We start from the raw sequence: 23,962 nt of genomic DNA, 5'->3' as shown, positions 1-23,962 counted from the left end.
GCTACCATGAGTCTCGATACCGTGTTCGGGCAGGTGCCGGACCCGCAGTCGTACTCCTTCCCGGACTACTCGCTCCCGCAGGGCGACCCCGTCAAACCCATCGCGCTGACCGACGACGAACTGACGGCGCTGCTCGACCTGTACGACGCGTTCAGTGGGGTGGACCCGACGGGGATGGACTCGAACCCGTTCCTGCGGGCGACGAGCGAGTTCCTCCAGCAGACGCTCGGTGCGCCGCTCACTCGGCCCGACGAGCAACTGAACGACGATATTGCCGGTCTGCTCAACGACTTTTCGGACGATCTGGGCGGGCAGTCGATGGGTGTCGTCGACGCGACGCCGGCCCACCACCGGACGCTGTACTTCTTCCTGACCAGTTGCAAGGCGTACCACACCGCGCCGCACCTGCAGTTCGACCCCGACCTGGCCGCCGTCGAGACGCTGTATGCCGTCTACGAGCGCGTCACCGAGCAGGCGTTCTACCTCAAGCGGCCCAAGAGCGTCCTGGAGTGACTGCCAGGTGCGCCCGGCTGACGCTCCGGTCCGTTTATCGGGGAGCGAGCTAAACTGCCGCTAATGACAGCTGACCAGCCCGAGATTCCGGTCGTATGCGAGGAGTGCGGGACGCGGACATCGGTCGCCTTCGAGGACGTCGAGGACGCCGTCGCGCGCCACAACGAGCAGCTCCACGACGGTGAGCCGGTCGCCGAGGTCGACCCCGATGTGCTGGAAGAACTCGCCGACCGCCTGGCGAAGGACATCGGCCTGCTGGAGTAGTCAGTCGTCCGGCGTCACTCGTCCAGCGGCAGCCGCTCGTAGGCCTCACGGTCAGCGCCGGCGGCGAGCGCCCGCGGCCGCAGCCGGCAGACGTTCTTGACGGTTCGTGGGCCGAGCACGCGGGGCGAGACGAACCGCGGTCGCCCCGGCTCGGTTCCGGGACCGTCGCCCAGCGCGAGCACCGCGTCGTTGAGGTCCGCAAGTGGAATACACGCCAGGTCGCCGTTCGCCGATTCGAACTGGACGTGGGTCGTGTCGCCGGGCATCGCCGCCGCCTCTAACAGGTCGAACACAGCGATGCCGGTGTACTCCCGTTCGATCCGGTCGCCGGAGGCACACTCGAACGCGACTGGGCCGCGGACGACATCGAAGGGGAGCGTTTCGGGTGCAACGTCCCAGGGGAGCAATACCGGGTCAGCCCCGTCGATGCGGACCGTCGGCCGTCCCCCCGCAGTTTGCGCCATACGTATCCTTTCCCCCTGAGACCCTTCAGCGGTTCGGGACGGCCGTGATTCGCCACACACATTCCGACTCTCACTCCCGGGAGTGGAGCGAGTACGCGATAAAGAGGACGCCGACGAACTGGAAGGCGCGAGTGACGAGTGTCAGCGGTTGCTGGAACTGGCTGTCGAGCAGGCCCTGGCGAAGGAGGACCGACCCGGTGAACGCGACGACGAAGGCCACCGCCGTGAGGCAGAACAGCCCGACTGAGAGGTACTGCATCGCGCGGCTGTTGTGCCGGCGATACCCCCGGTAGGCCTGGTAGCCGACGTATCCACCCAGTACTGTCGAGCCGAACGCCAGGGCGGTGATGAGCCAGTCCATCAGCGTCTCGATGGCGACCATATCAGAGATTCTCCCACATTTTTGTGAATCGGTCCGCGGTGTCCTGTTCATCCTGTCCCGGGAACGCCGGCGGTTCGGTCCGCTCGATCTCGGTTTCGAAGTCACCGTCAGCAAGCGCCAGCGAGAACTCCGAGAGCGTGGCAGCGAACACGCTGTAGTCGTTGCCGCCCGTCTCTATCTGGGTCTGTTCCTCTATGAGGCCGTACTCCTGAAGCCACTCGACCCGTCTGTACACGGTCGGTTGTGACATCTCACACTGGTCGGCGAGCTGTTTCGCGGACATGGGTTTGACACTCGTTGCTGCGAGGATGTCCCGGGCGTACTCGTCACTGAGCAGGTCGAGGATGTCGCCCACGGCCGGGTCCTCACTCACGTACTGGACCAACGTCCCGTCCCCGAATAAAAGGTCCCGTCAGTTTCCGAGTCAGAAGTCAGCCGCGTCGGAGAAGGGCGCAGTGTCAGCGGAGACCGGTGGGGTCAGGGCACCGCCCTTGGGCGAAGGTGGGGCGAGGTAGGGGGACCAGTTCGCGGGCGGCCTGGCCCACATTCCCCCCAGGGTGGCGGCCCTGGGGAACCATAGGGCAGTATGGTGGACAGACAGCGGCTATTGCCGGAGGGCGCTGGTGGCACGGTGTTGTCAGGGCCGCTGCACTCGAATTGAGGAGCGGTTCCATAATATAACGTGCAGTCGAACTTCTGGCCCAGAAAACGGCGGCTTGATATGCCAGCGAGGGTGCTCACTCGCCGCCGGGACAGCCGATTGACTGGCCGACCGTGACGAGTCGGTCCGCGGACACGCCCTCACCGCGAACGGTGTATCGGTAGCGCTCACAGCTCCACGAAACTGAGGTTGTCAGTCCGTAGCTGACCTGTGCCGGTTGCCCGTCGATTGTCACCGCTCCGCTGGCGCTGTCCCTGTTAGCGGGCCGGTCGTATTTGCCGACAGTGATGAGACTGGTCCGGTTCATGTAGCGGAGGCCGACGCTGTGGATCCGCCCCCGCGTCTGCGTCGCGTAGGTCAGTTCGTACCCCGGCGGGATGTCGGGCTCCGGAACCTGGATCTCGGTGTCGGCTTCGAGCGCACCGACCGACTCGTAGGTCTGTCTTTCGGGCGTCTCTGGGACAGTGACAGTCGTGTTGTCGGGGAAGTTGGGGGTAAACACGTCCTCGGACACACCGGTGTCGTAGGTGACGTTCGTGTGCGTCGTCGTCACGACTGTTCGCTCACCGTCGGCTGTCCACGCAGTGCGCTTTTTCACCGGGAAGAACTGCTCTGTGTCCACCCAGACCGTCTGCTCGTAGGCCGCTGTGTCGTCTTTCGGTGCCACATGAATGACGTAGGCTTCACGCCCGTCGATTGATTCAGTACCGCGATAACTGACGCTCATCGAGCCAGCAGAGACGGTCGGCCGCTGCTCGCTGCGGGGAACGACGGGCAACGGCTCAACCGACGGTGAGTCGGTCGTCGTGTCGGTTGTCGTCTCCATGTTGAGATTCGCAAACAGACGCTGCAGCCGCTCACCCTGGTCTGAATCGGTTTTGCTGAGAGAGATGCGTGTCGCCTTCGCGCGGCGCTGGTCGTACAGCCACAGCATCGACCCGTTCGACACTCGGCGGTCGTATCGCTCGACGGTGCTGTTGACGACCACCAGCCGTTTCTTCTGGGTCCCCGGCCGGAGCGCGGCGTCGTAGGTCGTCCGGCTCGCAACTGTCCCGTTCCGGGTGATCGTCGTCGTCTGTGTCGCGTTCACACCGTCTATCGACTGGTAGCGTTGTTGTACGTCCGCGTCGATCTGGGGCTGATCAGCGGTTCCGGTACTCGCGAACGCAAGCGACCAGATCGCAACAGCCAGTACACCAACGACGACGACCGTCGCGACGGTGAGGACCAGTCGTTCCGATGTGAGGTGTCGAGTGGCCATATATCAGGTTACCGGGTGTGGGGAACTGCCCGACTGCGTTCGGTCTGTCTGAACGACAATATTATGTAGCACATAACTGGCAGCGCAGGTAAAACCTCCTATCTGATGGTTCCGGAACGCTGACTGCTGTGTCGTCCGGGAAGTCGGGGGCAAACTCGTCATGGGGAACTCCGGTGTCGTACGTGACGTTCGCATACCTCGTCGTCACGACTGTGTGCTTCTCGTCTGCCGTCCAGGCAGTCCGCTGCTTGGCCGGGAAAAACCGCTGTGTGTCGACCCAGACGGTTTGCTCGTATGCTTTTGTCCCGTTTCTCGGCGTCACATGGACGACGTACGCTTCGCGGCCGTCAACCGGCTCTGTGCCCCGGTAGCTGACGGTCATCCCCTCGGTTGAGTTGACCGGCCATCGCTCGCCTCGAGGGACAACGGGGAGTGGTTCAACTGACCGGGGGTCCGCTGTCGACTCGTCGAGTTTTGTGAAGAGGCGCTGTAGCCGCTCACCTCTGTCGGACTCAGTCTCGGAGAGGGGTATTCGTGTTGCCCTTCCACGACTGTCGTTGTACAGCCACAGCGTCGACCCGTCCGAGAGACGCACGTCATTCGCCTGTGACGTACTGTTGACGAGTACGAGCCGTTTCTTCTGGGTCCCCGGTTGGAGCGTCGCGTCGTAGGTTGTTCTGCTCGTAACTGTCCCGTTCTGTGAGACTATCGTCGTCTGGGTCGCGCTGACACCGTCTATCGACTCGTAGCGTTGCTGTACGTCCCTGTCGATCTGGGGTTGGTCGGCGGCGCCGTCACTCGCGAACACGAGCGACCACGTCGCAACAGCCAGCACACCAACGACGACCACTGTCGCAATGGTGGGCACCAGCCGTTCCGATGAGAGATATCGAGTGACCATTTGTGGGGTGCAGGGCAGAGGACCGCCCGACGCTGTGTGCGTAGCCCGAGCGAGAGTGTTACCTATCACATAACCGGCACCTCAAGTAAAACCTCCTGTCTACCGAAGTCAGTAGTCGCCGAGTACGCCGAGTCGTCTGGCCCGACGGGTCGTGTACTGGAACACGACGTACCCCAGCAGGACGTAGCCGACCGGGACGCCGACGAGGAGCCCCAAGTCGATGGCCGAGAACTGCCAGAGTCGGGTCCCGTCGACCATCGCCCGCTGGAGGAGCGCGCTCCCGTGGGCCAGCGGCAGCACCCGCGTCCAGCCGAGCTCGAACACGGGCGCGGAGATGAGGATAATGAACCCGAACTGGAGCAGATTGAGCCAGTTCCCGATGCGCTTGTACAGCACCGCGACGCCGCCGGCAGCGAATCCCAGACCAAGCACCGAGGCGATAGTCAGCGACGCGACGACGACCACAGTCAGGACGTTCAACTGGAGCGTCGTCCCGGTAATCGCAAGCATCACCGCCAGCACCACTGTCGAGGTGATGAACGTCCGGACGACTTTCGCGACACCCTTGCAGAACGCGACCGGCGCGAAGCCAAACGGCGTCATGACGTGCCGTTCGAGCGTGCCCCACTGGGCCTCGCTCCCGATGTCGTTCGAGATGGACTGGTACGCGCCGACGGAAAGCGACCACAGGAAGTAGCCGACGATGATGCCCTCGATGGAGTCGGTTATTGCCTGTCCCGCGAGCATCCGGCCGCCGTAGAACAGCAGGCCGAAGAAAAACACCGAGATGACGATACCGCCGACGGCGTTGGCCGGATAGCGGACGAAGATGAGGTACTCGCGGTACAGCACCGCCCGCGCGAGGTCGAGATAGCCCGCCTGCATGGCGGCTCTGACAGCCTGGGCACTGGTCCCATCACTGTCCTCTGTGCGCGTGTCGGCGCTCGCGGTCATCGTCTCGTCTCCGCCACTCTCATCGTTTCTTCCCCGTGATTTCGACGAACACGTCCTCCAGACCCGGTTCGACCGTGCCGACGGTGGCAAGCGTCACATCGTGGTCGCGACACAGCGCAAGCAGGCGGTAGAACCCGTCGCTATCGGTCGCTACCTCGACGCGCCGGCCCCGTTCGACGCTCGTCACGTCGACCACCTCGAAGCGCTCCCGGACGGTCGCAAGCAGGTCGTCGGTGATGTCCGGACTGGTGACGGCGAACGCGTTCGCGGTGAACTGGTCGAGGACGGCCGCCACGCTGTCGTCTGCGATGATCTCTCCCTCGTTCATGATGATGACCCGGTCGCAGACGTCCTCGATGACATCCATGTCGTGGCTGCTGACGACAGCCGTGAGGTCGCGCTCGTCGACGATGCGGCGCAGTTCCCGACGCAGCGTCAGCGAGCTTTCGACGTCGAGTCCCAGCGTCGGTTCGTCGAGAAACACCAGATCGGACTCGCTGGCCAGCACACTCGCCAGCGACACCTTCTGTTTCATCCCGCGGGAGAGGTCCCGAACCGGCTCGTCGGCCTTCTCCAGGAGGTCGAGTTTCGCCAGCAGCCGCTCGTGACGGTCGGCGACGGCATCCGGCTTGACGCCCTTGATGGTCGAGAAATAGCGCAGGTTCTCCCGGACGGTCAGCCGCCAGTAGTCGTTTCGCGCCCCTTCGAGCATCCCGTCGACGTGGCGGTAGGCTGCCCGCGGGTTCTCGCTCATGTCGATACCCTGTATCCGAACACTTCCGGAATCAGGCAACACCAGCCCGAGAATCGATTTTATCGTCGTTGTCTTGCCCGCCCCGTTGGGTCCCAGCAGGCCGACAACGGTGCCTTGCTCGATGCGAAACGACACGTCGTTGACGGCCGTCACCGCGTCCGCACCGCTACCGAACTGCTTTGACAACCCCTCGACGGCGAGTGCGGGCGTCGCTCCGTCCCGCGGCGCAGCCGACTGCTCGGCGGTCCGTGAGCCCCGCCGGGGCGGGCGCTGGGATGACATTACCGACACTGAGGGCTTCAGAACCAAAAGGTCAGTCACGTCCCGCAGTGGGCCTGCCGCAGATGTCGCTGGCCCGCACTCGGCGACTGGCCTGCCTGCTCAGGCAGGTTCGAGCCCCGTCACCTCGAACCGCGCGCCGCCGGCCTCGCTCTCGGTGGCTGTGACCGTCCACCCGTGAACCTCGGCGATCCGCTGGACGATTTTGAGCCCGAACCCGGTCCCGTTCTCGCCGGTCGAGTAGCCCCCCTCGAACACCTGTTCGCGGTCCTCCGATGGAATGCCCGGCCCGTCGTCGGCGACGTAGAAACCGTGCCGATCCGTGTCTTCGACTGTCCCGACTCGCACAGTTAGGTTCTCCTCGTCGTGTTCCGCGGTGCGGTCGGACGGTGCCTGAGCGCGCGTGGATCCGTGTTCCACGCTGTTCCGGAGGAGGTTCGACACCAGCCGGCGGAGTTTCGCCGTATCAGCCCGGATCTGACGGTCGGCCTCGACGACGAGCGTCGCCCGGTCCCCCTCGACGGTCTGCCAGCACTCCTCGGCGATGTTTGCGAGCGTGACGGATTCGAGGTCGGTCGCCGTTTCGCCGGCGCGTGCGAAGGTGAGGAGGTCGTCTATCAGCGCTCGCATTCGCTCGTGGGAACGCGAGACCTCGTCAAGATAGTCACTGTCACATTCTGTTTTGGCCAGTTCCAGATTCCCCTCCGCGACTGTCAATGGGTTTCGGAGGTCGTGGCTGACGATACTGGTGAACTCGTCGAGGCGCTCGTTCTTTCGCTCCAGTTGCCGTTCGTACGCCCTGCGCTGGGAGATGTCCCGCCCGATACCCACGGTCCCGGCGACCGCTCCATCAGCGTCTGTCAACCGGGTGCCGGCAAACTCGTACGGAATCCGCTCTCCATCGGCAGTCAGAATCTCGGCTTCGAGAGTTACTCGGCCGGTGGTTCGCGTCTCGTCTATCGCTGCTTCGACTGCCCCGTGCTCGTCATCGGGGAAGAAGTCAGCGACAGCCATATCGCCGATTTCGTCGTCGCTGTATCCCGTGACTTCGGGGATGCGCTCGTTCCACCGCCGAAGGCTGCCGTCCGTGCCGATGACGTAGAACAGGTCGTCGAGCGTATCCAGCGCCTGGTCGATGAACTCGCGTTCCTCGCGGAGCTGGCGATCACGGTCGAGACGGTTAAGCGCCGCCGTCGCGTGGACCGAGAGCGTCCGTGCGAGTGTGACGTCCGTGTCGTCGAACGCACTGACCTCGCTCGACCCGATGAGGAGGACGCCGTGGTCCCCGAGCGGAAGGATGAGCTCGCTGCGGATATCCGTCTCCGGGTTGTACCGGTCCGGGCTCGACGTGATATCGTCGTGGACCCGGGCCTCGCCGGTTTCGAAAGCCTGCCACGCGAGCGCTTCTCCGGCCTCGAACACCGGGGGCGTGCCGATGAGTTCCTCGACCTGTTCGGTCCAGGCGACCGGATACAGGCTGTCGCCGTCGGCGAAGTGGACGCCGTTGGCCGGCATATTGAGGATGGTTCTGGCGGTGTCCACTGTGACTTGGGCAACCGCATCCTCAGTCGTGGCTCGCATGAACGCCCTGGCGGTGGAGTGTAGCTCCTCGATAGCGCGCTCGCGTCGCGTGCTCTGTGCGTGTTCGATGTTGTCGGCTGTCCGTTCGACGGCGTCGACGACGGTGTGTGCGAGCCGTGCGTACGGCTCGGCGCCGCCGTCGACCCGGATATATTCGGTGACACCGGCGGAAATCGCGTCGCTGGCGGCTGCTTCGCTCCCCTCGCTGGTGAACAGGACGAACGGCAGGTCCGGCGCTCGCTTGCGGACCGCGTCGAGGAACTCGACGCCGGTCTGCTCCGGCAGGTCGTAGCCGGCGACGACACAGTCGAACGCGTCGCTGTCGAGCCGTTCGATGCCGTCGGCAACGCTCGTCGCTGTCTCGACCGTGATGCCACAGTGCTCCTGTTCCAGAGCGCTCGTGGCCGCTTCGACGACAGCCGGGTCGTCGTCGACGTGGAGAACGCGGATCCGGTCGGTCATTGCCTTCTAGCAGTGACAACTCCCCTATACCCTTTCGGGCGTGAGTATCTCCGTTGAAAATCGGGTGGCGTCTGCTACTCGTCGTCCAGTTCAGCCTGCCACTCCTGTACTTTCGCCATCAGCTCGACCGGCGGCGTCTCGTTGACGTCCAGTTCCGTCAGTTCCGACAGGACGGCCTCGGTTTCCGGGTCGAGCGACGCTGCAGCCGCGTCGCCTGCAGGACCCTCGGCTGCGGACTCGCCGGGCGCGTGTTCGGGATCGCCGTCGGCCGCAACCGGCTCAGTCCCCGAATCGGCTGACGTGCCCGCCGACCCGGCCGCGCCGTCCCTGAACTGCCCCGAATCCAGGTCGAAGACGGCCTGTGTCGTCCCGCCGTCGTCCCGCTCGCTCCCCCGAATCTCGATGGCCTTGTCGTCGCGCAGGCGGTCGAGCACCTCCTGTGAGCGACCGACGACCGGCTCGGGGACGCCGGCGAGGTCGGCGACGTGGACGCCGTAGGAGCGGTCGGTCGGCCCGTCCCGGACCGTTCGGAGGAACGTCACGTCGCCGTCGCCCTCCGCGGACCGCGGCTCGCCGTCGACCGCGACGTGGACGTTCTCGACGGCCGGTAGCTCCTCGCCCAGCGCCGTCAGTTCGTGGTAGTGGGTGGCAAACAGCGTCTTGGACTGAATGGAATTGACGATGTACTCCGTCGCCGCCCAGGCGATAGAGATGCCGTCGAAGGTAGCGGTTCCGCGACCCACCTCGTCCAGAATCACCAGCGACTCGTCGGTGGCCGAGTGGAGAATATTGGATAGCTCCTGCATCTCGACCATGAACGTCGAGCGGCCCTGCGCGAGTTCGTCCAGCGCGCCGACGCGGGTGAAGATGCCGTCCACCAGACCGACTGTCGCCGACCGCGCTGGCACGAAACTGCCCACCTGGGCAAGCAGCGTGATGAGCGCCGCCTGGCGCATATACGTCGACTTCCCGCTCATGTTCGGCCCGGTGACGATGAGGAACTGTCGGTCGTCGTCCATGTAGAGATCGTTCGGGACGAACTCGGTGGTCTGTTCGACGACCGGATGACGGCCGGCCTCGATGGATAGTTCGTTGCCGTCGACGACCGCCGGCCGGGTCCAGTCGTTCTCGACGGCATGGACCGCCAGTGACGCGAATGCGTCCAGTTCCGCCAGCGTCCGGCCCACGTCCTGCAGTAGCGTCGCGTGCTCAGCCACGCGCGCCCGGAGCCGCTGGAAGTGCTCGTACTCCATGTCGTGGCGGCGCTCCTCCAAGCGCAGCACGTCCCGCTCTTTCTCGTCGAGTTCGGGTGTCGTGTACCGCTTCGAGTTTTTCAGCGTCTTGATGTGCTGGTACTCCTCGGGGACGGCATCGGTCTCGCTCTTGCCGACCTGGATGTAGTAGCCGTCGGTCTTGTTCCGGTCGACAGAGAGGTGGGTGATGCCGGTCCGCTCCTTCTCGCGGTCCGGCAGCGTCTCCAGCCACTCCAGAGCGGCCTCGTGCTCGTCGATGATCTCGTCGAGGTCGTCGTCGTACCCCCGTTTGAACAGTCCGCCCTGCCGGATCGTTCCCGGCGGGTCAGCGACCAGTGCGCTGTCGAGGTCCGCGGCCAGCGCGTCGGCCGCCTCGCGGTCGGCCCCGTCGAGCGCGTCGGCAAGCGGCGACTCGGCCAGCCGCTCGGTCTCGGTCACGGCGTCGGCGACCCGTCCGAGCAGCGCCAGCGTTTCCTGAACTGCTCGCAGGTCCCGCGCGTCGGCGCTCCCCGACGTGGCCCGCGCCGCCAGCCGTTCGAGGTCGTAGGCGTCCGACAGCGTCTCTCGAATCCGCTCGCGGGCCATCGCCGCCTCCGACAGCGCCGCCACGCAGGACTGCCGGCGCTGGAGTTCGGTCCGGTTTCGCCGGGGCCGCTGGAGCCACTGCTGGAGCAGCCGCCCGCCGGCGGCCGTGACCGTGTGGTCGATAGTGTCGAACAGCGACCCCGAACTGTCGCCCTGCATGGTCTCTGTGAGTTCGAGGTTCCGCTGGGTCGTCGCGTCGAGGTCGACGTGGTCGCGCTCGCCGTACGCTTGCAGGCGCGTGACCGCCGCCAGCGTGCCGACGCCGGTGTCCTCGACGTAGGACAGCACTGCGCCGGCGGCCCGGACTGCTACGTTCTGGTCACCGATGCCGACGCTGTCGACCGTCTCGCTCCCGAACTGCTCGCGGACAGTGTGGCTCGCCCGCCCCGGCTCGAACGATGCTGAATCGTGGAGCGTCAGCGCCGCGTCCGTCCGCTCGCGCAGGCGGTCAAGAAATCCGTCGTCGTTCCGGAGCTCCGGGCCGGGGAGAATCTCGGCCGGCCCGAACGTGTACAGTTCCGTCAGCGCCTCGCCCGCGTCGGCGTCGTCCAGTTGCGTGACCTGGAACTGGCCCGTGGTCACGTCCGTCGCCGCGATACCGTAGGTGTCACCGCCGTCCCGGCTGGCCTCCCGAACCACCGCGGCGAGGTACTGCGCCGACTCGTCGCCGGTCTCTAGATGCGTTCCGGGCGTAACGACCCGCGTTATTTCGCGAGCGTGGCCGTTCTCGGTCTCGTGCTGGTCGGCGATGGCGACCCGATAGCCCCGCTCGACCAGCGCGGAGACGTACGGCGTCAGGTCGTCGACTGGAACCCCCGCCATCGGGTACGACGAGCCATGCGAGGACTTCTGGCTCACCTTCAGGTCGAGTTCGTCGGCGACGATTTCGGCGTCCTCGTCGAAAAACTCGTAGAAGTCGCCACACTGCATCGCCAGCAGGTCCGCGTCGGTCCCCTCCTTGAGCGTGAGGAACTCCCCGACGATTCCCGTCGCCTCTGTCATACACGTCCGTGTGGCCGTCCCGGGCGTAAGGATTGCGGGTCGGGAGAGCGTGTTCGCGGCCGCCGGGCGTGGCCAGTGAAGGGGCCACAGGCCGTAGGGCCGAGTATGAACGCAGCAGAGACTATCGCGGCCTACTACGCCGCGCTCCGGGCCGGCGAGCCGCTCGGCCCCTTTTTCGCCGATGACGCAGACCGCTCGGTGGTCAAGTTCGGCATCTCTGAACAACTGGTCGGAACCGGCGCTATCGGAACAGGACTACGGGAACAGACCGAGACGACGGCCGACTGGACTGTCGAGAGCCATGCGCTCCGGGTGACAGAACGCGAGGGCTACGCGTGGTTCAGCGACGCCGTCGACCTGTGCTGGACCGACACCGAGGGCACGGTCCGCCACGAGTACGACACGCGCTGGAGCGGGACCCTCGAAGCTACCGGCGAGGCGCGCGAGTGGCAGTTCGTCGGCATGCACGTCAGCACGGCCGACGACCTAGGGGAGTAGGCGGTCGCTAATCGCCGTCAAGCGTGGCGAAGACGAACTCGCTATCGCTCCCGAGGGGGTCCGTCGCGGTGACCGTCTCCGTCTCGGTGAAACCAGCGTCGGCCAACTGGTCGAGCGTCGCCCGCCGACCCGGTGCCGAGAAGAACATCGACCCGCCCATCCAGCCGCGCCGGACGGTTTCGAACTGGCCGCTCGGCAGTGTCATCAACACGGTACCGCCCGGTCGGAGCACGCGAGCGAACTCACGGTAGACCGTCGGGTGCTGGTCCTGCGGGACGTGGAAGACGGCGTGGTAGGCCGTGACTGCGTCAACGCCGTCGGTCGCAACCGGGAGCGCCGTCATATCCCCCTGAACGAGACGGCTGTCCGGTACTGTCTCTGCTGCGAGATCCAGTCCCGCACGGGAGAAATCGAGCCCGACGCTGTTCGGCGGGAGGTTCGCAAGCGTCCGCGCGCCGTCACCACAGCCTACGTCGAGAACTGTCGGCGCTCCGGGGAGCCGTTCGAGCAGGGCTGCGTCCGACCCGGTCGGGTCGCGCCGCTCGGCGTAGGTCTCGGAGACACTGTCCCACGCGTGGCGCACCTCGTTGCGGTCCATGTCTACACTATGTGTGCAAGCCGGATAGGCGTTCAGCTACCTCTCCACAGTCACCTCCCTATTTCGACTCCAACGCGATATTCCGATGGTGTTCACTGATTCATTGACCAACTGGTATGCAATCTAGGTGAACTTTTATTACTTATCCGCGGGAGGAACGACTCGATGTTTGAAGAAGAATCACAGCCCAAATCTAACCCGAGCCGAAGACAGTTCCTCGGTGGGGTCGGTTCGCTGCTGGCCGCGTCGGCGTTCTCGGTCTCCGTCTCCGACGACGCTGCCGCACAGGTGACAGCGGGCGACGACTCGGCCACACAGACTGTCTCGTCACCCGACGGGGCAGTAACACTCACTGTCGATGTCAGCGACGGTGTGGCAACATACGAGGTCGCACACGACGGGACGACGCTCATTGGGGAGTCCGAACTGGGCTTCGAGTTCCGGAATCAGGACCCGTTCCGTTCGGGTCTGGCCGTCACCGGGAGCGAGCGAACCGAGGTCGATACGTCCTGGACACCAGTATGGGACCGTTACGACGAAATCACCGAGCGGTACACGGAACTCCGGCTGGGGGTCGCGGAGTCGACCGGGGCGGAGCGGTTCGGGACGCTCGTCTTCCGGGTGTTCGACGACGGCGTCGGCTTCCGATTCATCTTCGGGGAGCCCTTCGGCGACCAGTTCGTCGTCACATCCGAGCGGACCGAGTACAATTTCGCCGGGGACTACACCTCGTGGTGGATTCCCAACGACTACAACAACTTCGAGGTGGAGTACGAGGAGACGCCGCTGAGCGAGGTGGCCGGCGAACTCGACGGCACTGGCTTCGACGGCGTCCACACGCCGATGACGATGCGAACCGACGACGGCCGTCACCTCGCCGTCCACGAGGCCGACCTCACGGACTACGCCTCGCTCGCGCTCACGCCATCGGACGCCGGCGACACGACCTTCGAGTCGACGCTCGCACCGCTACCCGACGGGACCAAGGTGTCGGCGTCGGCCCCGCACGTCACCCCATGGCGAACAGTTCAGGTGGGGACCAGCGCCGGCGACCTCGTCGAGTCGAATCTGGTGGTGAACCTCAACGAAGACTACGACGAGGAGGTGTTCACGCAGGGCATCGACTGGATAGAGCCCCAGAAGTTCATCGGCGTCTGGTGGCTGATGATAACCGGCCGCGCCGACTGGGAGTACACCGGGGAGACCTCCGGCAACCACGGCGCACAGACCGGCCGCGCCACGCAGTACATGGACTTCGCCAGCGAGCACGACATCCCCGGCGTCCTCGTCGAGGGCTGGAACGAGGGCTGGTCGAGCTATCCGGGCGATGGCAGCAGTTTCGATTTCTCCACACCGTATCCGGACTTCGATCTGGCGGAAGTGACCGACTACGGCGCGAGCCTCGACCCGCCGACCCAGATGACGATGCACAACGAGACGGCCGGGGACTTCCGGAACTACGAATCACAGCTCGACGAGGCATTTTCGTTGTACGATGACCTCGGAATCCGGACCATCAAGAACGGCTACGTCTCCGACAGCGGTGACCTTGCGGGCGAGCGTTACAGCCACCACAACCAGATACTGGTCAACCACCACACGCTGGTCGCCGAGACGGCGGCGGCCAATCGACAGATGCTCGATATACACGAGCCGATTCACCCGACCGGCCGCCGGCGGACCTACCCGAACCTGATGACCCGCGAGGGGGTCAAAGGTCAGGAGTACGATTCCTTCGGCGACGTGAGCCCCGAACACCACGTCACGTTCCCCTTTACGCGGATGCTGGGCGGGCCGGTCGAGTACACGCCGGGCATCTTCGACATGGACTCGGGGTCGGGCGGCATCGAGACCACGCGCGCCAAGCAACTGGCGATGTACCCGACATACTTCAGCGGCCTCCAGATGGCCGCCGACCTACCCAGTTCCTATCTGGCCGACCAGCCGTCGACGGCCGCCGTCGGCGAGGTCGCCCAGGCCGAGTGGGGCGACATCGAGGGCTTCTCGACGGCCGCCCGCTGGGCCAACGCCCAGGGCGAGCAGTACGTCGCCATCGACCCCAACAGCGCCGCGCCCGGTGCGACCGTCTCCTGGACCGTCGAGGACGCGGGCGAGGGCGAGTACGACGTTCACTTCCGGTACGCCAGCGACGCCGAGGAGAACGCCGTCGGCGCGGACACCGACCGCACCGCGACGGTGCTGGTCGACGGCAGCGAGGCCGGCCACCTCACGTTCCCGCCCACCGAGTACTGGGACGTCTGGGAGAGTGTCTCGACGACCGTCTCGCTGTCCGGCGACGAGGACGAAATTGCCCTTTCGCTGACCAGCGAGGACACTGGCGGCTTCAACCTTGACGCTGTCGCCGTTACCGAACCCGGCGAATCGATGCCCGAACCCGAGACGCCGCCCATCCGCGGCGAAACCGTCGAGGAGTTCCAGTTCATCGAGGACGTTCCGGCCGCAGGCTGGGACGACACACGCGTCCTCGACGCCGAAATCGGCGATTACATGGTCACTGCACGGCAGAAAGACGACGAGTGGTATCTCGGCTCGATGACCGACGAGGGCGGCCGCGCCATCGACGTGTCCCTGGAGTTCCTCTCGCCTGCTTCGGACAGCAACGGACAGGGGCCGGGGAACGACAACGGCGAGAAGAACGGGACGAACGAAGCCAGCGGCAACGGCAAGAAGAACGGCACGGGCAACGGTAACGGCCCCAACGGCCCGAAGTACGTCGCCGAAATCTATTCCGATGGCATCGACGCGGCTTACGACGAGAACCTGACCGACGTTCGCGTCGACGAGGCCATCGTCACACCGGGGACGACTCTGCTCGCGTCGATGGTCGGCAGCGGCGGGACGGCCGTCCGCTTCCAACGCGCGACGGGGCAGGAAATCAACGATCTGCCGGCGTACGAGCGGCCAGCACAGGACTTCGACGTCACCATCGGCGACGAGGTGTTCATCCAGGAGCCGTTCATTCGGGCCACCGGGCGCAACGACGGGGCGTTCATCGGCGGGACCACGGTGACGCTCCGCGTCGACGGCGAGACTGTCAGGACAGCGAACGTCCGCTTCCCGCCCAACACAAGCGACGCCACCTACGAGTTCGGCTACAGCATCGACACGGCCGGCGACTACGACGTGTCAGTCGCGCTCCCGGACGGCACGACGCTCGCCAGCGGAACGGTGACGGTCAAGCCGCCGGCGACGGTGGCCGAACTCGCCGACCCGTCCGGCGACGACACCGGCCCAGGTGCGTACACGTATCCGACCAGCGGTGACTTCGAGGACGGCGCGTTCGACCTGGAGTCGCTGACGGTCGAACAGACACCGAGCCTCCATCGCTTCACCTTCAAGGTGGCGACTCTCTACAACGCTTTCGGCAGTAGCCGCGGCTTCTCGCCGCAGTGGTTCGTCCTCTGGCTGCGCGACCCGAGCGCTGACAGCGGGTCGACGACCAGCCTCGACGACCTCGGCGCGACCGTCGACTTCGAGGCCCCGTGGCAGTACCGCATCGAAATCAGCGGCTTCTCAAAGAGCGCGGTCGACGCCAGCGGTGCGACGCTGACCGACGCCGACGGGGACGCGGTCTCCCTCGGCGAGACCGTCGACGTGGACGCGGGGACAGTCACGCTCAGCCTCGACCGCGAGGCCGTCGGCGGCGCGGACGCGGCGGACCTCGAAGTCGTCGCGATGGTGCAGTCGGAGGACCGCGGGTCGCTCCGGCCAGTCGCCGAAGAAGCCGGGGGCTACGTCTTCGGCGGTGCCAAGCCCGGTGCAGTCGAGAACGCACCGCGAATTATGGACCTGACGACACCGGAGAGCGTCAGTCAGGCCGACGCGCTGGCCTACAGTGCCGACTCGCGGGCGACGCTGCCGTTCGTCCCGCTCGATTAATCCTCGGCGAGCGCGTCAATCGCCGCGTCGAGCGTGAACTGCCCCTCGTAGAGCGCGCTCCCGACGACGACGGCGGCGGCCCCGGCCGACCGAAGCGCGAGCACGTCGTCGATGGTTGCCACGCCGCCGCTGGCGACGACGGGGATGTCGACGCTGTCGACCAGTCGGCGAACCGGGTCGGTCCGAACCCCCTCGAGCTGCCCCTCGACATCCACGTCGGTGAAGAGGATGCCGCCGGCCCCGAGGTCGGCGTACCGCTCGGCGGCGTCGGCGGGGTCCAGACCAGTGCCTTCGGTCCATCCGGAGACGACCACCTCGCCGTCCTTCGCGTCGAGGCTCACGAGCACACTACCGGGGTGTTCGTCGCTGATTTCGCGGACGATCTCCGGCGTTTCGACGGCCGCCGTGCCGAGGATGACGCGGTCAAGCCCGCGGTCGAGCAGCGAGACGGCGTCCTCGGCGGTTCGGATGCCGCCGCCGAGTTGCACGTCCACGTCGGCTCCCACCGCGTCGAGGACGGCGTCGATGGCCGCCGCGTTCCGTCGCTCGCCCTCGAACGCGCCGTCGAGGTCGACGAGATGGAGCGTCCGCGCGCCGGCGTCGACCCACCGCTGTGCGGCCTCGACCGGATCGCCGTAGGTTTTTTCGGTGCCGCGTTCGCCGCCGACCAGCTGGACCACCTGTCCGTCCTGCATGTCGACCGCGGGGACGACCTCGAATTCGGGGTACATGGCCGGTGGTCCGGCGGCGGCCGTCGAAAGCGTGTCGGTCCACCGTGTACGGACGGCTGTCTGCACAAATTCACCCCCATCCTTTTACGGCGTGATGGGAAAGGTCCGACATGGTTACTGCTACACTCGTCCTCACACCGCTCGCCCGTCGGCTCGAAGCGATCATGTTCGGGCCGTACGAGCGCGAGTACCAGCTCTTCGAACAGGCCGTGATGGTCGTCGCCGTCGGCCTGGCGCTGGCCTGGGGGCTGGCCGCGTTCGGTGTTCTCCCGCTCGGTGCCGGCACGGTGTCGGTGCTTGCGACCGCCGCCAGTGTCGCCATCTCGGCGTTCGTCGTCGTCGGCTTGCTACAGTTCCTCGTCCTCGCGAACGTCCTCGAACGGACGAACGAGGACGTCGCCACGAAGGCCGCTGAACTCGAAGAGGCCGCCGAGCAACTGGAAACGACAGCCGAGGAACTGGAGACGACCGCCGACGAGGTCGAAAACGCGGCCGAGACTGTCGACGAGGCCGCCGAAGATGTCGAACAGACCGCGGACGAAGTCGAGCAGACGGCCGGCGAGGTCGAGCAGACAGCGGACGAAGTGGAGGAGACCGTCGACGAGGTCGAGCAGACCGCGGACGAAGTCGAGCGGACGGCCGACGAAGTCGAACAGACTGCGACCGAGACCGGCGACGAGGACGCCGCCGAGAAGGTGACCGAGGTCAAGGACAAGACGACCCAAGTCAAGGACAAGACGACCGAAGTGAAAGACAAGACGACCCAAGTCAAGGACAAGGCGACGGAAGCGAAAGACAGGACGACCGAAGTGAAAGACAAGACCACGGAGGTCAAAGACAAGACCAGCGATGCGAAGCAGACCGCCGAATCGGTCACCGACGAGGTCGAAGCGGCCAAGGAAACGGCGAACGAAGTCGAGGAGACCGCGGCGGAGGTCGAGGAGACGATGCCGGCCGACGACGAGCACCTCGCTGACGAGGGTGGCAAGTCTGACACCGACGACGGTGGCTCGGACGAGCGGTCGTCGTAGCGGCGGTCGCCGTCGCTTGGCACATTACCCGTTCGGTACGTTTTAACCCAGTGAGGGACTGGCACCTGTATGGTCGAAGTTCTCTTTGCCCTCGGTGTTCTGGTGGCTATCTTCGTCGGGTTCAATATCGGGGGCTCTTCGACGGGTGTCGCGTTCGGGCCTGCAGTCGGGTCAGATACGCTTTCGAAACTGTCCGCGGCGGCCCTGATGACCATCTTCGCGCTGGCTGGGGGACTCATCGTCGGCCCGGAAGTCGTCGAAAGCCTCGGGAGTGACCTCGTCGAGACCGCCTTCTCCCCGCTCATCAGCATTGTCGTGCTGTTTTTCATCGGCGTCGCGCTGTTTCTCTCGAACGTGGTCGGCGTCCCGGCGTCGACCTCGATGACGGCTGTCGGCGCTATCGCCGGTCTCGGCCTCGCTCGCGGGACGCTAAACGCCGCCCTGATGCTCGAAATCGTCTCGTGGTGGCTCGTCTCCCCGATCATCGCCTTCTGGGTCAGCGGGGTCATCGGCCGGTACTTCTACCCGCGCCTCGTCGAGTGGTTCGCTGTCTCCCAGAGCGAGGGGTCGCTACTGGATTTCGACCGGTCCGGTTCGATTCCACGGCCGTCACTTGGGGAGAACACGACACCGCGTGAGTTCGTCGGGACCGTCGTCGTCATCGGTATCGGCTGTTACATGGCCTTCTCGGCGGGCGCGTCGAACGTTGCCAACGCCGTCGCCCCCCTCGTGGGGAACGGCTCGCTAGATATGTACCCGGCTATCCTGCTCGGCGGTGGCGCTATCGGCCTCGGTGCCTTTACCATCGCCCGTCGAACGATGGACACGGTCGGCAACGACCTGACCGACCTCCCGCTGGTCGCCGCCATCGTGGTTGCGGCAGTTGCCTCCACCATCGTCACCTTCCTCTCCGCGCTGGGTATTCCGGCGAGTTTCGTCATCATCGCCACGATGAGCATCGTCGGGCTCGGCTGGGGCCGTGCAACGCGAACGACGAGCCTCTCCGACACTGTGCAGGGCGAGACGCCCGTCGCGTCTGTCGGTGCGCTGACCACCGACGCGGAAGCCGCGGATGCGCCGACTGTCGGCGGGAAAAAGGGGACGCCGAAGCCGGCCGAGACCGAACCCATCGGCGAGGAATCGCGGGAGGACATCCCGTCGGCGTCGGACCTGTTCGAACCCGGGACCACCGCCAGAGTGATTTTCCTTCAGAACATCGTCCCCTCGATCGCGACGCTCGCGGCGTATCTGGTATTCAAGTTTTTGCCGATTGCCTGAGCGGTGATCGGTCCCGAACAGCTGTCGTCGGTTTCCGACGAATCCCCGCGTTGTCCCTCATTATTTTGCACGGCCTAAAACCGAAGGGCAAAGTCTAACAGGGCGGGGTTCGAACCAATCAGGTGATGCCCACGGTAGAGTACCTTAACTACGAAGTAGTGGACGATAACGGCTGGGACATGTACGACGACGACGTCTTCGCAGAGGCGTCAGATATGGACCTCGACGGTGAGGACTACGGGTCCCTCGAGGTGAACGAAGGCGAGTACATCCTGGAAGCCGCCGAGGCGCAGGGCTACGACTGGCCCTTCTCGTGTCGCGCCGGTGCCTGTGCGAACTGTGCCGCCATCGTTCTCGAAGGCGACATCGACATGGACATGCAGCAGATCCTCAGCGACGAGGAAGTCGAAGACAAAAACGTTCGCCTGACCTGTATCGGCAGCCCGGACGCCGACGAGGTCAAGATCGTCTACAACGCCAAGCACCTCGACTACCTGCAGAACCGCGTCATCTAACGCGGCTCCTGCAGCGCACTACACTTTCTTCTTCCAGCAGCGACTGCCTTCGACAGCCGTCGTATCGGAACCATTAGGGGTACCCCTGTATTGCGTACAGCCGTGCTTGGGTCGATACCGGACCTGCTTCGGCTGGTCGCCGTCCCGGTGTTCGGGTGGGCGGCCTACCGCGACGTGAAAACCCGCCGGGTGCCCAACCGGACCTGGACCCCGCTTGCCGTGCTGGCGGTCGTGCTCCTGCTGTGGGACGCCTACACCGTCTGGGCCGGCCCGACAGCGGTCGGCCAGCGGCTGTTCTTCATCAGAGTCGCGATCAGTCTCGGCTTCGTCGTTCCGCTGTCGTACGGTTTCTGGCTCATCGGCGGGTTCGGCGGGGCCGACGCGAAGGCGTTCATGCTCGTCGCCGTCCTCTTTCCCGTCTATCCGGTGTACTACCTGCCAATGCCAAGCGTCGCGCTCCCGCTCCAGCAGAGCGCTATCGGCGTGTTCTCGCTGACGATTCTCTCGAACACCGTGCTTGCTGGCATCGTCTACCCGCTTGCCGTCGCTGCCGGGAACCTCGCCCGTGGTCGTTTTTCGCTGGCGATGTTCATCGGGCGGCCCGTCGCCGCCGCCAACGTCACCGAGGAGTACGGCCGCCTGCTCGAATCCCCCGACGGCTTCGACCGCGGCGGCCTCGACCTCGACGCCCTCCGGATGTACCTCCAGTGGCGCGGCTGCTCGCTTGCTGACATCCGTGCCGATCCCGAGCAGCATCGGCTGCCGACCTCCATCCCGGCGGTCCCGAACGACCCCGGCGACGGTTCCCTGGCGACCGACGGCGGCGACCCGGTGGCCGACGACGTGGACGAGCCGGCAAACCGTGACGCCGGGGCCGATGAGACCGACCGTCCCGACCACATCGACGATCCGTGGGGTGCAGAGCAGTTCTTAGACGACATCGACCACTCCGCCTACGGCACGTCGCCGGCCCAGCTCCGTGACGGACTGGACGTGCTCGCCGAACAGGACGAGGTGTGGATTTCGCCCGGGATTCCGTTCCTCGTCCCGATGTTCGCCGGGCTTGTCGTCTCGCTCACCTACGGCGACGTGCTGTTCTCGCTGTTGCAGGCTGTTGGGCTCGCGTGACCCCCGGTAGCAGAAGACCTATTTTTCGGACACGCCTCCGCCCGAGTATGACCGAGGTCGACCTCGCGTTCGACGAGCAGGAGTACATCCCCGCTGTCGCACAGGACGCCGACACCGGCGAGGTACTCATGCTCGCCTACGTCACCGAGGAAGCGCTGCGGAAGACCCGAGAGACGGGGGAGGCCCACTACTACTCGCGGAGCCGCGACGAACTCTGGCACAAGGGCGGGACGAGTGGCCACACGCAGGCCGTCGAAGAGGTGCGGGTCGACTGCGACGGGGACGCGCTGCTGTACGTCGTCGACCAGACCGGCGGGGCGTGCCACACCGGCTACGAGTCCTGTTTCCACCGGACTGTCGACGGCGAGACGGTCGGTGAGCAAGTGTTTGACCCGGACGACGTCTACTGATGGCGCGATCCGATACTGAGATCGAAAGCAGTGCAGGAACCCCCGACGCCGTCGAGAACCTCGAACAGGCCGCCGAGGCGCACGACCGAGCGCAGACGCGTGTCGAGGAGGTCGGTGCCGACGCGTTGCGTGACTGCCGTGACATCTACAGCGAGCTGTGGAACCTGCTAGACAGCTACGACGGCCGGGCGACCGGCGGCGGCGACTTCGAGGCGTTCATGGAGTTTCAGGGCCGGGTCGGGACGCTGACCGACGATCTCCCCGAGGATCTGCCCGAGCGCGATACCTTCGAAGAAATCGACGATTTCCTCCAGCAGCGGCGACTCACCGAGGGCGATTTCGAGCAGGCCCGCGAGATGCTGTCGCCCATCGGCGACCTCGTCGGGCGACTCGACGAACTCGACGACGCACGCGAGCAGTACAAGAAAGCCCGGACCGAGGCGAACCGTCGACGCGACGAACTGAGCGACCGCATCGACGACCTGGAACGCCTCCAGCGTCTCGGCGACGCCGATCTCGATGCCCCGGTCGAGCATCTCCGTGACCCCATCGAGCGCTACAACGACGCCGTCTCAGAGGCGTTCACCGAGTTTCGCCGCAATACGCCGGCTAAGGACGCGCTGGCAGTTATCGATCGGTCGGACGCGTACCCGCTGGTCGAGTTCCGGTCCCCACCCGCGGAACTGCTGACGTACGTTCGCGAGCACGACGCCGGGACCGAGCCGATTCCGAAACTGCTGGAGTACGCCGACTACTCCGCCTCGAAGCTGGACCACTACGTCGACGACGCCGCGGCGCTACGGAGCGCCGTCGCCACCCGGCAGACGTACCTCCGGCGACTCGACGCCGAGCCGGTGCGGATCGACTGGCCGCCGCCGTCGGCCGACGCCCTGCCGTGGTATTGCCGAGAGTACCGCTCGGTCGTCGCCCGGTTCGCCGACGAGTCAGTCGTCGCGGCGCTACGGGAGGTACGTGGACTCGCGGAGCGGGATGACTACGAGCGGCTTCGCGAGAGCGCTGTCGCTCGGGCAGACCTCACAGAATCCGAGCGTGAACGGCTGGCAAGCGGTGCTGTCGAGCAGGAACTATCGACCGCCCGCGAGGCCAGGGCAGCTATCGACGACGCGCTGGAGACTTATTCGCCGCTGTAAGTGTCAGCCTGCTGGGTTGCTCGCCTCACCATCGTTTCGGCCAGCTCTTCGGCGCGGTCGAGCGTGCGCGCTTCGGCGTAGACCCGGACGACGGGCTCCGTGCCGGACGGTCGGGCGAGCACCCAACCGTCGCCGTAGTCGAGGCGATAGCCGTCCGTCGTGTCGAGGTCGGCCGTCGCGTCGTTCGCGTGGGCCTCGATGCCTTCGAGCATCGCTTCGCGCTCGTCTTCGGTCTCGTATTCGAGGTTTCGCCGGACGTTGTAGTAGTCGTCGTAGTCCGCGGCCACCTCGCTCGCGGGCCGCTCGGCGACGAGTTCGAGGAACTTCGCGGCGGTGAACGCCCCGTCTCTGGCGATGCGGTAGTCGGGGAAGAGGATGCCGCCGTTGCCTTCGCCGGCAATCGCGACGTGGGTCCCCTCGTCCTGCAGTTTGCGGATGCGGCTGACGATGTACGTCGAGCCGATGGGGGTGAGCGAGAGGGTCGCGCCGGCGTCCTCGACGACGTCGACCAGCCGCTGGGAGGCGTTGACCGCCGAGACGACGCCGTCGCCCGACTCGATTTTCGCCGCCGCGAGCGCGGCCAGTGCGGCGTCACCTTCGATATGGGTCCCGGTCTCGTCGACGAACATCCCGCGGTCGGCGTCGCCGTCGTGGGCGAATCCGAGGTCGGCGTCGGTCGCGCGGACGAACGCCCGGAGGTCTCCGAGGTTCTCGGCGACGGGTTCGGGGTCGCGGCCGGGGAAGTGGCCGTCGGGCTGGGTGTTGACGGTGTGGACCTCACAGCCGAGTTCGCGGAACAGGTCTGGGCTCGTCAGCGAGCCAGCGCCGTGGCCGGGGTCGACGACGACAGTGAGGTCGGCGTCGGCGATGCGGTCGCGGTCGACGGCAGACAGCACCTGCTCGCGGTAGCGGCGGCGAGCACTGTCGATGGCGGTGTCGGACCCGACTGTCTCCCAGTCCGCGTAGGTCGGGGTGTCGTCCCGGAGGGACTGCTCGACGTGGTCGAGCGTGTCCCGCGTCAGTTCGACGCCGTCCGCGCCGATGAGCTTCACGCCGTTGTACGCGGCCGGATTGTGACTCGCGGTAATCATCACGCCCGGGACCGACTCACGCTCGCAGTAGGCCTGCAACCCCGGTGTCGGCACGACGCCGAGGCGGTCGACGTCGAACTCGACGGCCGTCAGCCCGCTTGTCGCGGCGTTGATAAACGTCCGCCCGGTCGTCCGCGTATCCCGGGCGATCGCGACGCGGTCGTGGTCGTCACGCCAGACGTCCCCGGCGGCCTGTGCAACCCGAAGGACGTACCGCGGTGTCAGCTCATCGCCCGCGACACCTCGGACGCCACTCGACCCGAACACTTGCATTCGAGCGAGTGTCTGATGCGGAGGGGCTTAGGAATGTCGCTG

The 23,962-nt window shown here is 65.8% G+C and carries 22 protein-coding genes; 10 read left to right on the top strand and 12 right to left on the bottom strand.

Annotated features, from left to right (window positions below):
* Positions 1 to 6 precede the first annotated feature (6 nt).
* Both ACNO8S_RS14800 and ACNO8S_RS14795 read left to right on the top strand, forming a co-directional pair.
* Entirely contained in the window at positions 7 to 513 is a 507-nt protein-coding gene (locus tag ACNO8S_RS14800) for a hypothetical protein (RefSeq protein ID WP_014041586.1), read from the top strand.
* A 63-nt stretch (positions 514 to 576) separates the two neighbouring features.
* Positions 577 to 777: a hypothetical protein gene (locus ACNO8S_RS14795; protein WP_008307333.1), complete on the top strand. Its 201-nt coding sequence runs from the start codon at positions 577 to 579 to the stop codon at positions 775 to 777.
* 14 nt (positions 778 to 791) lie between these two features.
* Here the strand turns inward: ACNO8S_RS14795 and ACNO8S_RS14790 are convergent, their stop codons facing one another.
* From ACNO8S_RS14790 to mutS, 9 genes are all read right to left on the bottom strand, one after another.
* Entirely contained in the window at positions 792 to 1,241 is a 450-nt protein-coding gene (locus tag ACNO8S_RS14790; protein ID WP_014041585.1) for a hypothetical protein, read from the bottom strand.
* A gap of 70 nt (positions 1,242 to 1,311) precedes the next feature.
* Positions 1,312 to 1,623, bottom strand: coding sequence for a DUF7521 family protein (locus ACNO8S_RS14785; protein ID WP_050037211.1), 312 nt, complete (start codon positions 1,621 to 1,623; stop codon positions 1,312 to 1,314).
* A gap of 1 nt (position 1,624) precedes the next feature.
* Positions 1,625 to 1,996: an ArsR/SmtB family transcription factor gene (locus tag ACNO8S_RS14780; protein WP_044952077.1), complete on the bottom strand. Its 372-nt coding sequence runs from the start codon at positions 1,994 to 1,996 to the stop codon at positions 1,625 to 1,627.
* A gap of 364 nt (positions 1,997 to 2,360) precedes the next feature.
* Positions 2,361 to 3,545 (bottom strand): LolA family protein, encoded by a 1,185-nt coding sequence (locus tag ACNO8S_RS14775; RefSeq protein ID WP_420182186.1) that lies wholly within the window; start codon positions 3,543 to 3,545, stop codon positions 2,361 to 2,363.
* Positions 3,546 to 3,606: 61 nt separating this feature from the next.
* Entirely contained in the window at positions 3,607 to 4,413 is an 807-nt protein-coding gene (locus ACNO8S_RS14770; RefSeq protein ID WP_225306729.1) for a LolA family protein, read from the bottom strand.
* 141 nt (positions 4,414 to 4,554) lie between these two features.
* Positions 4,555 to 5,400 (bottom strand): ABC transporter permease, encoded by an 846-nt coding sequence (locus ACNO8S_RS14765; RefSeq protein WP_014041581.1) that lies wholly within the window; start codon positions 5,398 to 5,400, stop codon positions 4,555 to 4,557.
* A 19-nt stretch (positions 5,401 to 5,419) separates the two neighbouring features.
* Positions 5,420 to 6,436 (bottom strand): ABC transporter ATP-binding protein, encoded by a 1,017-nt coding sequence (locus ACNO8S_RS14760; RefSeq protein ID WP_420182185.1) that lies wholly within the window; start codon positions 6,434 to 6,436, stop codon positions 5,420 to 5,422.
* 99 nt (positions 6,437 to 6,535) lie between these two features.
* Positions 6,536 to 8,476: an ATP-binding protein gene (locus ACNO8S_RS14755; RefSeq protein WP_420182184.1), complete on the bottom strand. Its 1,941-nt coding sequence runs from the start codon at positions 8,474 to 8,476 to the stop codon at positions 6,536 to 6,538.
* A gap of 74 nt (positions 8,477 to 8,550) precedes the next feature.
* Positions 8,551 to 11,316 (bottom strand): DNA mismatch repair protein MutS, encoded by a 2,766-nt coding sequence (mutS, locus tag ACNO8S_RS14750; RefSeq protein WP_420182183.1) that lies wholly within the window; start codon positions 11,314 to 11,316, stop codon positions 8,551 to 8,553.
* Positions 11,317 to 11,421: 105 nt separating this feature from the next.
* On the opposite strand from mutS, the gene ACNO8S_RS14745 reads away from it, so the two are divergent.
* Complete coding sequence (locus ACNO8S_RS14745; protein WP_014041577.1) at positions 11,422 to 11,814, top strand: nuclear transport factor 2 family protein; 393 nt, start codon at positions 11,422 to 11,424, stop codon at positions 11,812 to 11,814.
* A gap of 7 nt (positions 11,815 to 11,821) precedes the next feature.
* Here ACNO8S_RS14745 and ACNO8S_RS14740 read toward each other — a convergent pair whose 3' ends face one another.
* Positions 11,822 to 12,412: a class I SAM-dependent methyltransferase gene (locus tag ACNO8S_RS14740; RefSeq protein ID WP_191449942.1), complete on the bottom strand. Its 591-nt coding sequence runs from the start codon at positions 12,410 to 12,412 to the stop codon at positions 11,822 to 11,824.
* Between the two features lie 165 nt (positions 12,413 to 12,577).
* On the opposite strand from ACNO8S_RS14740, the gene ACNO8S_RS14735 reads away from it, so the two are divergent.
* Entirely contained in the window at positions 12,578 to 16,312 is a 3,735-nt protein-coding gene (locus ACNO8S_RS14735) for a glycoside hydrolase family 97 catalytic domain-containing protein (protein WP_420182182.1), read from the top strand.
* On the opposite strand, the gene hisA is transcribed toward ACNO8S_RS14735, so the two are convergent.
* The gene (gene hisA / locus ACNO8S_RS14730; RefSeq protein ID WP_014041574.1) at positions 16,309 to 17,043 is read right to left on the bottom strand and encodes a 1-(5-phosphoribosyl)-5-[(5-phosphoribosylamino)methylideneamino]imidazole-4-carboxamide isomerase; all 735 of its coding nucleotides are present in this window, start codon (positions 17,041 to 17,043) and stop codon (positions 16,309 to 16,311) included. The genes ACNO8S_RS14735 and hisA overlap by 4 nt on opposite strands.
* Before the next feature lie 110 nt (positions 17,044 to 17,153).
* Here hisA and ACNO8S_RS14725 point away from each other — a divergent pair, with 110 nt between their 5' ends.
* The 6 genes from ACNO8S_RS14725 to ACNO8S_RS14700 all read left to right on the top strand — a co-directional run bounded on the left by ACNO8S_RS14725 (position 17,154) and on the right by ACNO8S_RS14700 (position 22,556).
* Positions 17,154 to 18,074 carry a hypothetical protein gene (locus tag ACNO8S_RS14725; RefSeq protein WP_014041573.1) on the top strand — a complete coding sequence of 307 codons (921 nt, stop codon included), beginning with the start codon at positions 17,154 to 17,156 and terminating at the stop codon, positions 18,072 to 18,074.
* A gap of 69 nt (positions 18,075 to 18,143) precedes the next feature.
* Positions 18,144 to 19,352 carry an inorganic phosphate transporter gene (locus tag ACNO8S_RS14720; RefSeq protein ID WP_014041572.1) on the top strand — a complete coding sequence of 403 codons (1,209 nt, stop codon included), beginning with the start codon at positions 18,144 to 18,146 and terminating at the stop codon, positions 19,350 to 19,352.
* A 125-nt stretch (positions 19,353 to 19,477) separates the two neighbouring features.
* Positions 19,478 to 19,867 (top strand): ferredoxin Fer1, encoded by a 390-nt coding sequence (gene fer1 / locus ACNO8S_RS14715; protein WP_004590522.1) that lies wholly within the window; start codon positions 19,478 to 19,480, stop codon positions 19,865 to 19,867.
* Positions 19,868 to 19,969: 102 nt separating this feature from the next.
* Positions 19,970 to 20,995: an A24 family peptidase gene (locus ACNO8S_RS14710; protein WP_050037203.1), complete on the top strand. Its 1,026-nt coding sequence runs from the start codon at positions 19,970 to 19,972 to the stop codon at positions 20,993 to 20,995.
* A gap of 47 nt (positions 20,996 to 21,042) precedes the next feature.
* Positions 21,043 to 21,405 carry a phosphoribosyl-AMP cyclohydrolase gene (gene hisI, locus ACNO8S_RS14705; protein WP_008307361.1) on the top strand — a complete coding sequence of 121 codons (363 nt, stop codon included), beginning with the start codon at positions 21,043 to 21,045 and terminating at the stop codon, positions 21,403 to 21,405.
* On the top strand, positions 21,405 to 22,556 hold the full coding sequence (locus ACNO8S_RS14700; RefSeq protein ID WP_420182181.1) for a DUF7118 family protein: 1,152 nt from the start codon (positions 21,405 to 21,407) through the stop codon (positions 22,554 to 22,556). Before hisI ends, ACNO8S_RS14700 begins: the two co-directional genes overlap by 1 nt.
* On the opposite strand, the gene glmM is transcribed toward ACNO8S_RS14700, so the two are convergent.
* Positions 22,541 to 23,920 carry a phosphoglucosamine mutase gene (gene glmM, locus ACNO8S_RS14695; RefSeq protein ID WP_420182180.1) on the bottom strand — a complete coding sequence of 460 codons (1,380 nt, stop codon included), beginning with the start codon at positions 23,918 to 23,920 and terminating at the stop codon, positions 22,541 to 22,543. The genes ACNO8S_RS14700 and glmM overlap by 16 nt on opposite strands.
* Positions 23,921 to 23,962: the final 42 nt, after the last annotated feature.

The sequence above is a fragment of the Haloarcula sp. KBTZ06 genome, from assembly GCF_048595605.1.
In the GTDB taxonomy this organism is placed as follows: Archaea; Halobacteriota; Halobacteria; order Halobacteriales; family Haloarculaceae; genus Haloarcula; species Haloarcula hispanica.
The sequence above is the reverse complement of the archived record's forward strand: the minus strand, read 5'-3'. Positions and strand labels throughout refer to the sequence as shown.

Coding starts and splice junctions, on each gene's coding strand:
- ACNO8S_RS14800 (WP_014041586.1), top strand. CDS start 7: ATGAGTCTCGATACCGTGTTCGGGCAGGTGCCGGACCCGCAGTCGTAC.
- ACNO8S_RS14795 (WP_008307333.1), top strand. CDS start 577: ATGACAGCTGACCAGCCCGAGATTCCGGTCGTATGCGAGGAGTGCGGG.
- ACNO8S_RS14790 (WP_014041585.1), bottom strand. CDS start 1,241: ATGGCGCAAACTGCGGGGGGACGGCCGACGGTCCGCATCGACGGGGCT.
- ACNO8S_RS14785 (WP_050037211.1), bottom strand. CDS start 1,623: ATGGTCGCCATCGAGACGCTGATGGACTGGCTCATCACCGCCCTGGCG.
- ACNO8S_RS14775 (WP_420182186.1), bottom strand. CDS start 3,545: ATGGCCACTCGACACCTCACATCGGAACGACTGGTCCTCACCGTCGCG.
- ACNO8S_RS14765 (WP_014041581.1), bottom strand. CDS start 5,400: ATGACCGCGAGCGCCGACACGCGCACAGAGGACAGTGATGGGACCAGT.
- ACNO8S_RS14760 (WP_420182185.1), bottom strand. CDS start 6,436: ATGTCATCCCAGCGCCCGCCCCGGCGGGGCTCACGGACCGCCGAGCAG.
- ACNO8S_RS14755 (WP_420182184.1), bottom strand. CDS start 8,476: ATGACCGACCGGATCCGCGTTCTCCACGTCGACGACGACCCGGCTGTC.
- mutS (WP_420182183.1), bottom strand. CDS start 11,316: ATGACAGAGGCGACGGGAATCGTCGGGGAGTTCCTCACGCTCAAGGAG.
- ACNO8S_RS14745 (WP_014041577.1), top strand. CDS start 11,422: ATGAACGCAGCAGAGACTATCGCGGCCTACTACGCCGCGCTCCGGGCC.
- ACNO8S_RS14740 (WP_191449942.1), bottom strand. CDS start 12,412: ATGGACCGCAACGAGGTGCGCCACGCGTGGGACAGTGTCTCCGAGACC.
- ACNO8S_RS14735 (WP_420182182.1), top strand. CDS start 12,578: ATGTTTGAAGAAGAATCACAGCCCAAATCTAACCCGAGCCGAAGACAG.
- hisA (WP_014041574.1), bottom strand. CDS start 17,043: ATGTACCCCGAATTCGAGGTCGTCCCCGCGGTCGACATGCAGGACGGA.
- ACNO8S_RS14725 (WP_014041573.1), top strand. CDS start 17,154: ATGGTTACTGCTACACTCGTCCTCACACCGCTCGCCCGTCGGCTCGAA.
- ACNO8S_RS14720 (WP_014041572.1), top strand. CDS start 18,144: ATGGTCGAAGTTCTCTTTGCCCTCGGTGTTCTGGTGGCTATCTTCGTC.
- fer1 (WP_004590522.1), top strand. CDS start 19,478: ATGCCCACGGTAGAGTACCTTAACTACGAAGTAGTGGACGATAACGGC.
- hisI (WP_008307361.1), top strand. CDS start 21,043: ATGACCGAGGTCGACCTCGCGTTCGACGAGCAGGAGTACATCCCCGCT.
- ACNO8S_RS14700 (WP_420182181.1), top strand. CDS start 21,405: ATGGCGCGATCCGATACTGAGATCGAAAGCAGTGCAGGAACCCCCGAC.
- glmM (WP_420182180.1), bottom strand. CDS start 23,920: ATGCAAGTGTTCGGGTCGAGTGGCGTCCGAGGTGTCGCGGGCGATGAG.